The following is a 10,508-nucleotide window of genomic DNA, read 5'->3' as shown; positions in this document are numbered from 1 at the left end:
TCCCAGGCGGCGAGGAATTCGGGGGCGGTTTCGTGGTTCATTGTTATCTTACTCCGCGGCTTCCGCCTGGGTGGCGGCAGTGAAATGCTTGTGGATGGCGGCGGCGGCATCGCGCCCGTCACGGATCGCCCAGACGACGAGGGAGGCGCCGCGTACGATATCGCCGGCGGCGAACACGCCGGGCAGGCTGGTCTCGAAGGTGCGGGGGTGGGTCTTCAGTGTGCCCCAGCCGGTCAGCGCCAGCTGCGGCTCGTTGAAAGCGCCGGGGATATCCTCGGGGTCGAAACCAAGCGCCTTGATGACGAGGTCGGCCTTCACGGTGAAGGCCGAACCCTCGATCGGCTCCACTGCCTGGCGGCCGGATGCATCCGGCAGGCCCAGATGCATCCGCACCGCGCGCACGCCGGTCACATGGCTATCGCCCAGGAAGGCCTCGGGTGCTGCCAGCCAGGTGAAGGTCACGCCCTCTTCCTCGGCGTTCTTCACCTCGCGCAAGCTGCCCGGCATGTTCTGCCTGTCGCGCCGATACAGGCAGGTCACGGACTTCGCCTCCTGGCGGATGGCGGTGCGCACGCAGTCCATCGCGGTATCGCCGCCGCCGATCACCACCACGTCCTTGCCCTTGGCGTCATACAGCCCGGAATCGAACTCCGGCACGGCATCGCCCAGGCTCTTGCGGTTGGAGGTGATGAGGAAGTCCAGGGCGCGGACAATGCCCGGCAGCCCGGCGCCCGGGCCGCCGATCTCGCGCGCCTTGTACACGCCGGTGGCGACCAGTACCGCGTCGTGCTTGCGGCGCAGCTCGGCAAACGGGATGGCCCCGCCGATATCGGCGTTGAGCACGAACTTCACCCCGCCCTCTTCCAGCCACTTCCAGCGGCGGAGCACGATGTCCTTCTCCAGCTTGAAGCTGGGGATGCCATAGATCAGCAGCCCGCCCACGCGGTCATGGCGGTCGTACACCGTCACCTGATAGCCCTGGCTGCGCAACGCCTCGGCCGCAGCAAGGCCGGCCGGGCCGGCGCCGATGATGCCGACATGCTCCCTAAGCTCGGCCGCCGGGCGAATGGGCTTCACCCAGCCCTTATCGAAGGCGGTATCGGTGATGTAGCGCTCGACCGCGCCGATCGTGACCGATTCGAAGCCTTTTTCGATCACGCAATTACCTTCGCACAGCCGGTCCTGCGGGCAGATGCGGCCGCAAATCTCGGGAAATGTGTTGGTTGCCGAGGAAAGCTCATACGCTTCCTCAAGCCGACCCTCGGCGGTGAGCTTCAGCCAGTCCGGGATGTTGTTGCCGAGCGGGCAGTTCACCGAGCAGAACGGAATGCCGCACTGGCTGCAACGGCTGGCCTGGGCCGCGGCCGCATCCGGCGCGAACTCCTCGTAGATCTCGTCGAAATCCGCCTTGCGCTCGGCAGCCGCGCGTTTTTCCGGCGTCTGCTGGGGCAGATTGATGAATTTCAGCATGCGCTCGGCCATGACTCCGCCTCGTTAAAAACGGGGCGGCACACGGCGGCGCCGCCCTCAGGTTGAATGCAGCAGCGTATTAACCATGTTTTTGGTGGACTGCCAGCACTTTTTTCATATTAAGGCAGCTATTATGCCCTATTTTCTAAAAATTACTGAGATTAATTGCTTTTCCGTCAGCAACACGTCAATATTAGGTCCGCTTTTAGTACTACTCCTGAAAAGCGGCTTCCCGGCCTTTGCCGCCCACGCGATAGCGGGCAAGATAGCCAGGCAGGATCAAATCCATCCGCGTCGGTGCGATTCCCAGGCTCTCCAGCCCCGGCGCGCCGGTTGCCACCACATTGTCGTGCTCCAGCAGGATGATCTGGTCGTTGGTCAGCAGCTTGCCGGGCAGGCGTTCCAGGAAACCAGCCTGAAAGCGGGCCAGCCCCACCGGCATGTCCCACACCCGGCGGGGCCGCCCGATGATCTCCAGCGTCATCGCCAGCAGCTCGGCGAAGCTCTTCACCTCCGGCCCGCCAAGCTCGAAGGTCTGCCCGGCATGGCCGCTGATGCAGGCGATCACCGCGTCCGCCACATCGCCCACATAAACCGGCTGGAATTTCGTCGCGCCGTGAACGATGGGCAGCACCGGCAATACGGTGGCCATGGCGGCGAAGCGGTTGAAGAAATTATCCTCGGGCCCGAACATGATGGACGGGCGCAGGATCACCGCGCCGGGGAGCGCGCCGCGCACCGCCACCTCGCCCTGCGCCTTGGTCTTCGCGTATTGGCTGGCGCTGGCCGCGTCCGCGCCGATGGCGGAGATGTGAATAAGCTGCCTCACCCCAGCCGCACGGGCGAGCCGGGCGATTCGCCCCGCGCCATCAGCGTGGGTGCGGAAAAAATCCCCCTTGTGGCGTTCCGCCAGAATACCGGCGAGGTTGATGACCAGCTCGGCGTCCTCCACCGCGCGGGCCACCGCGGCCTCGTCCGTCACCGGGGCGTAGAGCGGCACAATCTGCCCGACATCGCCCATCGGCTGGAGGATTTTGGCCGATTCCGGGTCCCGCACGCCGATTCGCACGATGTAACCCAGCGCCGCGAGGCGTTGCACGACATACCGGCCCAGAAATCCAGACCCACCAAAAACGGTGGTAATTTTACGGTCAGACAGCATGCAAAACCTCGCTTTTTATCGTGTTCAGGTCGTAGCCTTGGCGTGCTTTCGTTCTAGGCCCGTACGGTTTATCTCTCAAGCGCGGGTTGACGTGGCTCTCAGGGCGCATTAAACGCCGCTCCCACGATGCTTCGGCAAAGTCGAAGCCTCCCGATGACGAAACGGCATCAGCTGTGCAGTCTGAATTGGGCGGCTTAAGAAAATGGTTAAGCCCAGGTGGCGGAATTGGTAGACGCACTAGCTTCAGGTGCTAGCGCTCGCAAGGGCGTGGAGGTTCGAGTCCTCTCCTGGGCACCATTTTTCTTCAAAAATCCAAGGTGAAAAACATGAACGGGATCCAGCTGCACAAGCATGATCTTCCGGCAGGGCTGGATCTTGGCCCGATCGTCGCCATCGACACCGAGACGATGGGCCTGGACCCGCGGCGCGACCGGCTTTGCCTGGTGCAGCTCTCCAGCGGCGACGGCACGGCGCATCTCGTGCAGATCATCCCCGAATCCCTCGGCGGCCAGGGCGCGAACTGCCCGAACCTCAAGGCCCTGCTCACCAACCCCAATGTCATCAAGCTGTTCCACTTCGCGCGGTTCGACATCGCGGCGCTGGAAAACGGCCTCGGCGTCGTCACCGCGCCGGTGATCTGCACCAAGATCGCCTCCAAGCTGGTGCGCACCTACACCGACCGGCACGGGCTGAAGGATCTGTGTCGCGACCTCGCGGGCGTGGAAATTTCCAAGCAGCAGCAGACCAGCGACTGGGGCGCGGTGGACCTCACCCCGGAGCAGCGGACCTACGCGGCATCCGACGTTCTGTATCTGCACATCATCTGGGACCGCCTGAAGGCACTGCTGATCCGCGAGAACCGGCTTGAAATCGCCCAGGCGGCATACGAGTTCCTGCCTACACGCGCGAAGCTCGACCTGCTCGGCTACGAAGAGCCGGACCTGTTCGAGCACTGAAGGGCCGTCGGGGCAAATGAAGACATGGTTGACCGCGGCCGCGCGGCTGTTCATACCGCGAACATGAGCCGCGGCGAAACAACCCTGCAAACCGCTGTGGCGGACTCCGCACTGCCCAGCTCCAGCGGCCTTGCCATCGCACGCGACGTGCTGGCCACGGAGGCGGCTGCGCTGACCGCGCTCGCCGACTCGCTGGGCGATAAATTCCTCACCGCCATCGACACGCTGCTCGCCGTCACCGGCCGCGTCGTCGTCACCGGCATGGGCAAGTCCGGCCATGTCGCGCGCAAGATCGCGGCGACCCTGGCCTCCACCGGCACGCCTGCCCTGTTCGTGCACCCGGCCGAGGCCGCGCATGGCGACCTTGGCATGGTCGTGCGCGGGGATGCGGTCATCGCCCTATCCAACTCCGGCGAGGCGCAGGAGCTGGCGGCGATCGTCGGCCACGCGCACCGCATCGGCCTGCCGCTGATCGGCGTCACCTCGGTAGCCGAGAGCACGCTCGGCCAGGCGGCGGACATTCCGCTGCTGCTGCCGCCCGCCCCCGAGGCCGGGCCAATCGGCCTCGCCCCCACCACCAGCACCACCATGCAGATGGCGCTGGGCGACGCCCTCGCCGTCACACTGCTCGCCCGGCGCGGCTTCACGGCCAAGGATTTCCGCGACATCCACCCCGGCGGCAAGCTCGGCGCGCGGCTCAAGCGCGTGCGTGAGCTGATGCACCAGGGCGACGAGCTACCTTTGGTGCCCCCCGGCACCACCATGGACAAGGCGCTGATCACCATGACCGCCAAGCGCTTTGGCCTGCTTGGCGTGGTGGATGAGGGGCAGAAGCTCCTCGGCGTGGTGACGGATGGCGACCTGCGCCGCGCCATGAGCCCCACCCTGCTCTCCCGCCCGGTGGAGGAGATCATGAACCGCAGCCCGAAGAGCATCGCCCCCGAGGCGCTGGCCGAGGATGCGCTGCGGGAGATGAACGCACCATCCCGCCCTGTTACTGCCTTATTTGTGGTGGATGACGCCAACATGGTGCGCGGCATTCTGCATATTCACGACCTGCTGCGGGCGGGGTTCGTATGACACCGCTTGCCCGGCAGAACCTGATCGACAACATCCGGCGGCGCGATGCCGAGGCCCCGGCCAACCTGACGCGGCGCCACGCCCGCGTCTCGCTGCTGAAAAAGCTGCTGCCCGTGGCGGCGGCGCTGCTGCTGGTGGCGCTGGCCCTGGCCCCGTACTGGCGCTCCGGCCCGGATGCCGACCGCGTTTCCTACCATGTGCAGGCCAACGCGGGTTCCACCCCGGCCTCGCGCCTGCTCGGCGCCAAGTATCATGGCACAGACCAGAACGGGCAGCCCTTCACCGTCACCGCCGACAGCGCCGTGGAGCAGGACGGCAACAACTTGGCGCTGATCAACCCGGAAGGTGACATCACGCTGAAATCCGGCTCCTGGCTGATGCTGAAATCCGACACCGGGCTGTACCAGCAGAAGGCCGACATGCTGGCACTCTCCGGCAATGTCGCGCTCTATCGCAATGACGGCACGACCATGACGGTGCCGACAGCGAATATCGACCTGCGCGCGGGCAGCGCCAGCTCCTCCGACCCCGTGCAGGTGCAAGGGCCGTTCGGCACCCTTACCGCCGCCAATGGCTTCTCCCTCACCGGAAATGGCGCGCAGATCACCTTCATCGGCCCCGCCACGTTGACCCTGATGCAGGCGCAATGAGATTTTTGCTCTTTTCCCTCGCGGTGTTGTTTGCCGCCCCCGCCGCGGCGCAAAACCTAGACCTCGGCGGCACGCCCGGCGCCCCGCCGCAGCCGGTGAATATCTCGGCGGCCCAGGGCATCACCTGGTCGCAGGACAGCCAGACCATCACCGCCACCGGCGGCGCCAGGGCGGTGCGCGGCAACGTCACCGTGGTGGCGGATGAGCTGGTGGCGCATTACCGCAAGAAGCAGGGCGCGCCCGCCCCGGCGAACACCAGCACCAGTGCGGCAGCGCCTGGCGCCTCGGAACTGGAACAGGGCGGCGGCGAGCTGTATGAGCTGGAGGCTGTCGGCCACGTGCATATCTACACGGCCACGGATAACGCCTGGGGCGACCGCGCCGTTTACAGCATGGACAGCCAGGTGCTGGTGCTCACCGGCTCGGCCCTGAAGCTGACGACGCCACAGGACACCATCACCGCACAGCAATCCGTGGAGTACTACTCCGGCAAGCACATGGCCGTGGCGCGCGGCAATGCGCTGATCGTCACCAATAACGGCCGCTCCATCGCCGCAGATGTCATCACCGGCTATCTTAGCGCCTCGCCCCAGCCCGCCTCCGGCGGGAGCGCGCCCGGGCTGGCCGGAACCGGCCAGCTGCAAAAGGTCGAAGCCGTTGGCCATGTGGTCATCAAGACCGACACGGACACCGCGACCGGCGATTCCGGCGTTTACCTGCCCCCCACCGGCTTGGCTCGGCTGGGTGGCAATGTGCATATCATCCACGGGCCGAACGAGCTGGCGGGCGCCGATGCGCTGGTGAACATGAAGACCGGCGTGGCGACCCTGCTTGCCGCCCCGGGCGGACAGGTTTCCGGCGTCATTGTCCCCAACTCGGGCGGCGGAGCCAGCCAGTGACTGCTACATCCCCGGTGATCAATCAGGGCGGGCTCGTCGCCACCGGCCTCGGCAAGCGCTACAAGAAGCGTCCGGTCGTGCGCAACGTCTCCCTCTCGGTGAAGCGCGGCGAGGCCGTCGGCCTGCTCGGCCCCAACGGCGCCGGCAAAACCACCACCTTCTACATGATCGTCGGGCTGATCGCGCCTGATAGCGGCACCATCTCGCTGGACGGCGCCGAGATCTCCAGCCTGCCCATGTACCGCCGGGCGCGCCTTGGCATCGGCTACCTGCCGCAGGAGGCGAGCGTGTTCCGCGGCCTCAATGTCGAGCAGAACATCATGGCCGTGCTCGAGGTGGTGGAACCGGACCGCGACAAGCGCGAGGACATCCTCTCCGCCCTGCTCGCGGAATTCAGCATCTCGCATCTTCGCCGCACCCCGGCCTTGGCGCTCTCGGGCGGCGAGCGGCGGCGTGTGGAAATCGCACGCGCCTTGGCCGCCGGGCCGAACTACATCCTGCTCGACGAGCCGCTGGCAGGCATCGACCCCATTGCCGTGGGCGAGATCCGAGACCTCGTCTCGCATCTCAAGCATCGCGGGCTGGGCGTACTGATCACCGACCATAACGTCCGCGAGACGCTGGAGATCATCGACCGCGCCTATATCCTCTACGATGGCCAAGTGCTGATGGAGGGCAATCCGGAGCAGGTGGTGGCGAACGAGGATGTGCGCCGCGTGTATCTCGGCGAGAAATTCAGCCTCTAAAGCCGGTTCCCGCGCGGGCCGTCTGCGTACTATGCAGTTTTCGGGCCAAATTCGCTTGGAAAGCGAATGAAAACGCACTAGCCTTCTGGCATGGCTCTTGCTCCATCCTTCGGACCGCGCCTGGATCTGCGGCAATCTCAATCGCTGGTGATGACGCCTCAGTTGCGTCAGGCGATCCAGCTGCTGCAATTCTCGAACCTCGAGGCAAGCGCCTTTATCGAGGATGAATTGCTTAAAAATCCGCTGCTTGAACGCGATGACGGGGTTGGAACCGTAACCGCACTGGAAAGTGCTGCCCCCGCACCGCCAGAGCCCGAAGTGCCGGATGCCGCCAGTTTCGCCAGCAGCGGGATGATGCCGGAGGCCGACAAGGCACCGCTCGATATCGATGTCAGCAATGTGTATGACGCAGGCACCGGCGCCGATGGCTATGGCAGCGCGATGGCCGGCGGGGACGAGGATTGGAACCCGGTCGATGCGCTGGGCGCGGAAAAGCCGAACCTGCGCGAGCATCTGGAGCAGCAGGCGCGGCTGGCCTTTACCACCCGTGCCGAGCTTGCCATCGCCGCGGCGCTGATCGCGGCGATGGATGGGGCCGGGCGGCTGGCCGAGGCGCCGGAGGCGATCGCCGCCATGCTTGGCGTAAGTCTGGACCAGCTTGAGGCCGTGCGCGCGAAAATGCTGCGCTTCGACCCAGCAGGACTGTTCGCTGTGAGCTTGGCGGAATGCCTCGCGGCGCAGCTTGCCGAGCTGAACCGGCTGGACCCGGCGATGCAGGCGATGCTGAACAATCTGGAGCTTCTGGCCCGGCGCGAGCTGCGCGCCCTGCAGGAGATCTGCGGCGTGGACGCCGAGGACATGGCCGACATGGTGGCCGAGCTGAAGCGGCTGGACCCGAAGCCCGGCACCGGGTTCGACACCGAGCCGCTGCGCCCGCTCATCCCCGACGTGCTGATGCGCCCCGCTCCCATCACCGAGGATGGCCAGAGCGACTGGCTGCTGGAAATCAACCCCGAGACCATGCCCCGCCTGCTGATCCGGCGCGGCTTCCATGCCCGGATTCTGGCCTCCGCCTCGCGCGAGACCAAGGGCTTCCTCTCCGAGCAGATGCAGAGCGCCACCTGGCTGGTGAAGGCCCTGGAATCCCGGGCGCAGACCATATTGCGCGTCTCGGCCGAGATCGTCCGCCGCCAGGATGGCTTCTTCCGCCACGGCATCTCGCATCTGCGTCCGCTTACCTTGCGCGACATCGCGGCCGAGGTGGAACTGCATGAGAGCACCATCAGCCGCGTCACCTCCAACAAGTCCATCGCCACGCCGCGCGGGATCTTCGAGCTGAAATTCTTCTTCACCACCGCCCTCGCCGGCGCGAATGGCGAGATGCACTCCGCCGAGACAGTGCGCTACCGGGTGGGGCAGATCATCGCCGCCGAGAACCCGAAAAATATTTTGTCAGACGATGCCATCGCAGCTCTATTGCAAAAAGAAGGCATAGACATCGCACGGAGGACCGTGGCCAAATACCGGGATGCGTTGCGTATACCAGGCTCGGCGCAGCGTAAGCGGGATAAGGCGCCCGCTTAGAGGGGGCTTAAGGAGGCCCTTATAAGTTTCGAGCCGTTCTAGTCGGGAGAAGACCATGCAATTAACGGTCTCAGGTAAACAAGTCGAATTGTCGGATGCACTGCGCGTTCACGTGAACAAGCAGCTGGACAGCATCACGAGCAAGTATTTCGACCAGGCGCTGGAAGCGCAGGTTACCTTCAGCAAGGCGCGCAGCTTTTTCACGTGCGACATCAACCTCCACGCTGGGCGCAACATTACCGTGCGCGGCGAGGGTGAAGCCGCCGACGCCCATGGCGCGTTCGACGACGCCGCCGAGCATATCGCCACCCGCCTGCGCCGCTACCGCCGCCGCGTGTCCCAGCATGCCCGCGATAACGGCACCCGCGCCAAGCCGCAGGCCGGCAAGCAATATGTGCTGAAGCACGAGGCCGAACCCGAGCACGAACCCGAGCACGAACACGAGGCCACCACGGCCGCGAATGACGAGGCGCTGCACGCCGCGGTCATCGCCGAATCCGCCACCTCGATCGACACGCTCTCGGTGCGCGACGCGGTGATGCAGATGGATCTGGCGTTCCAGCCGGTGCTGATGTTCCGCAACGCCAAGACCGGCCAGCTCAACGTGGTGTACCGCCGACCGGACGGGCATGTCGGCTGGATCGATCCCGGCACCGCCGCCTGAAACAACTGACCGGCGGGGCCAAACCCCGCCGGTTTTTCTTTTAGATCAACCTATTACAAAAATTAACCATAAACTGGTTAAACGTAGGGCGGAACCGTGTAGCCCTTCGGCGAGAGGGTGAAGTTCTCATACCCGGTCTCGGTCACGCCGATCATGTGCTCGAACTGCGCCGAGAGCGAACGGTCGCGGGTCACGGCTGTCCAACCATCGTCCAGCACCTTCACCTCCGGGCGGCCGATATTCACCATCGGCTCGATGGTGAAGAACATGCCGGGCTTGAGTACCGGTCCTTCCCCCTTGCGGCCGTAATGCAGCACGTTGGGCGGCTCGTGGAAATTCTGGCCGATGCCGTGGCCGCAGAAATCCCTCACCACGGAGAAGCGCTGCGCCTCGACATAGTTCTGAATGGCGTAGCCGATATCGCCGAAAGTGTTGCCGGGCTTCACCTGGGCAATACCGCGCATCAGTGACTCGTAAGTCACCTCGATGAGCCGCTTGGCCCGGGTGCTGGGCGTGCCCGCCACGTACATGCGGCTGGAATCGCCATACCAGCCGTTCAGGATCACGGTGACATCAATATTCATGATGTCACCCTCCAGCAGCTTCTTCTCACCCGGAATGCCGTGGCAGACCACATGGTTGATGGAGGTGCAGATGGATTTCGGGAAGCCGCGATAGTTCAGCGGCGCCGGAATGGCGCCATGGGCGATGATGAAGTCGTGGCAGATCTGGTTCAGCCGCTCGGTCGTCACGCCGGGGACGACATGCTCCCCAATCATATCCAGGGTCTCGGCGGCCAGACGGCCAGCCAAACGCATCGGAGCGAAATCCTCCGGCCCATGAAGCACAATCCGCCGGGATTCGGCGCCGCCATCCATCATCAAAACATCCTAATCTATCGATAGCCAAGCCTTATCACATGCAAATGGCGGGTGCCAAAACAAGGACGATTATCTGGGCAGCGGCCCCGTCATCGCCTCGGGCCTGACCCAGGCCTCGAACTGCTCGGGTGTGACCACGCCCAGGGCCAAGGCCGCCTGACGCAGGGTCAGCCCCTCGTGATGCGCCTTCAGCGCCACCTGCGCCGCCTTCTCATAGCCGATATGCGGGTTCAGCGCCGTCACCAGCATCAGGTTCTTCTCCAGGTTCTCGGCAATCTTTTCCCGCGCCGGCTCGATGCCCTCGGCGCAATGGGTGGTGAAGCTCTCCAGCGCCTCGGCCAGGAGGCTGGCGGCGTCCAGGAAATCGTGCAGCATCACCGGCTTGAACACGTTGAGCTGGAAATTGCCCTGGCTGC

10 protein-coding genes, 1 tRNA gene and 1 pseudogene are annotated in these 10,508 nt (G+C 64.8%); 8 read left to right on the top strand and 4 right to left on the bottom strand.

Going from position 1 to position 10,508, the window contains the following annotated elements:
* Window positions 1–48: 48 nt before the first annotated feature.
* Both ACLPJJ_RS11075 and ACLPJJ_RS11070 read right to left on the bottom strand, forming a co-directional pair.
* Window positions 49–1,482 carry an NAD(P)-dependent oxidoreductase gene (locus tag ACLPJJ_RS11075; protein ID WP_443591033.1) on the bottom strand — a complete coding sequence of 478 codons (1,434 nt, stop codon included), beginning with the start codon at window positions 1,480–1,482 and terminating at the stop codon, window positions 49–51.
* 199 nt (window positions 1,483–1,681) lie between these two features.
* Window positions 1,682–2,629, bottom strand: a complete 948-nt coding sequence (locus ACLPJJ_RS11070; RefSeq protein WP_443591036.1) for a complex I NDUFA9 subunit family protein — start codon at window positions 2,627–2,629, stop codon at window positions 1,682–1,684.
* Window positions 2,630–2,842: 213 nt separating this feature from the next.
* Between ACLPJJ_RS11070 and ACLPJJ_RS11065 the strand changes: the two genes are divergently transcribed.
* The 8 genes from ACLPJJ_RS11065 to hpf all read left to right on the top strand — a co-directional run bounded on the left by ACLPJJ_RS11065 (window position 2,843) and on the right by hpf (window position 9,211).
* Window positions 2,843–2,929 (top strand) — tRNA-Leu (locus ACLPJJ_RS11065).
* A gap of 29 nt (window positions 2,930–2,958) precedes the next feature.
* On the top strand, window positions 2,959–3,588 hold the full coding sequence (locus tag ACLPJJ_RS11060; RefSeq protein WP_443591032.1) for a ribonuclease D: 630 nt from the start codon (window positions 2,959–2,961) through the stop codon (window positions 3,586–3,588).
* A 63-nt stretch (window positions 3,589–3,651) separates the two neighbouring features.
* A complete protein-coding gene (locus ACLPJJ_RS11055) occupies window positions 3,652–4,668 on the top strand; it encodes a KpsF/GutQ family sugar-phosphate isomerase (protein ID WP_443591035.1) in 1,017 nt (338 codons plus the stop codon).
* On the top strand, window positions 4,665–5,318 hold the full coding sequence (gene lptC / locus ACLPJJ_RS11050; protein WP_443591031.1) for an LPS export ABC transporter periplasmic protein LptC: 654 nt from the start codon (window positions 4,665–4,667) through the stop codon (window positions 5,316–5,318). The genes ACLPJJ_RS11055 and lptC overlap by 4 nt, the downstream gene beginning before the upstream one ends.
* Window positions 5,315–6,217: an LptA/OstA family protein gene (locus tag ACLPJJ_RS11045; protein ID WP_443591030.1), complete on the top strand. Its 903-nt coding sequence runs from the start codon at window positions 5,315–5,317 to the stop codon at window positions 6,215–6,217. Before lptC ends, ACLPJJ_RS11045 begins: the two co-directional genes overlap by 4 nt.
* Window positions 6,214–6,963 (top strand): LPS export ABC transporter ATP-binding protein, encoded by a 750-nt coding sequence (gene lptB, locus ACLPJJ_RS11040; protein ID WP_443591029.1) that lies wholly within the window; start codon window positions 6,214–6,216, stop codon window positions 6,961–6,963. Before ACLPJJ_RS11045 ends, lptB begins: the two co-directional genes overlap by 4 nt.
* A 90-nt stretch (window positions 6,964–7,053) precedes the next feature.
* Window positions 7,054–8,547 (top strand): RNA polymerase factor sigma-54, encoded by a 1,494-nt coding sequence (gene rpoN, locus ACLPJJ_RS11035; RefSeq protein WP_443591028.1) that lies wholly within the window; start codon window positions 7,054–7,056, stop codon window positions 8,545–8,547.
* 55 nt (window positions 8,548–8,602) lie between these two features.
* A complete protein-coding gene (hpf, locus tag ACLPJJ_RS11030) occupies window positions 8,603–9,211 on the top strand; it encodes a ribosome hibernation-promoting factor, HPF/YfiA family (RefSeq protein ID WP_443591027.1) in 609 nt (202 codons plus the stop codon).
* 77 nt (window positions 9,212–9,288) lie between these two features.
* Here the strand turns inward: hpf and map are convergent, their stop codons facing one another.
* Complete coding sequence (map, locus tag ACLPJJ_RS11025) at window positions 9,289–10,089, bottom strand: type I methionyl aminopeptidase (RefSeq protein ID WP_443591034.1); 801 nt, start codon at window positions 10,087–10,089, stop codon at window positions 9,289–9,291.
* A 72-nt stretch (window positions 10,090–10,161) separates the two neighbouring features.
* Window positions 10,162–10,508, bottom strand: a pseudogene (gene fumC / locus ACLPJJ_RS11020) (class II fumarate hydratase); the annotation flags it as partial.

It is taken from the genome of Acidocella sp., assembly GCF_052326845.1.
GTDB lineage: Bacteria > Pseudomonadota > Alphaproteobacteria > Acetobacterales > Acetobacteraceae > Acidocella.
This window is presented reverse-complemented; position numbering and strand designations above follow the sequence as displayed.

Excerpts from the sequence above, each read along its gene's own strand:
- ACLPJJ_RS11075 (WP_443591033.1), bottom strand. The coding sequence starts at position 1,482 with ATGGCCGAGCGCATGCTGAAATTCATCAATCTGCCCCAGCAGACGCCG.
- ACLPJJ_RS11060 (WP_443591032.1), top strand. The coding sequence starts at position 2,959 with ATGAACGGGATCCAGCTGCACAAGCATGATCTTCCGGCAGGGCTGGAT.
- ACLPJJ_RS11055 (WP_443591035.1), top strand. The coding sequence starts at position 3,652 with ATGAGCCGCGGCGAAACAACCCTGCAAACCGCTGTGGCGGACTCCGCA.
- lptC (WP_443591031.1), top strand. The coding sequence starts at position 4,665 with ATGACACCGCTTGCCCGGCAGAACCTGATCGACAACATCCGGCGGCGC.
- ACLPJJ_RS11045 (WP_443591030.1), top strand. The coding sequence starts at position 5,315 with ATGAGATTTTTGCTCTTTTCCCTCGCGGTGTTGTTTGCCGCCCCCGCC.
- rpoN (WP_443591028.1), top strand. The coding sequence starts at position 7,054 with ATGGCTCTTGCTCCATCCTTCGGACCGCGCCTGGATCTGCGGCAATCT.
- hpf (WP_443591027.1), top strand. The coding sequence starts at position 8,603 with ATGCAATTAACGGTCTCAGGTAAACAAGTCGAATTGTCGGATGCACTG.
- map (WP_443591034.1), bottom strand. The coding sequence starts at position 10,089 with ATGGATGGCGGCGCCGAATCCCGGCGGATTGTGCTTCATGGGCCGGAG.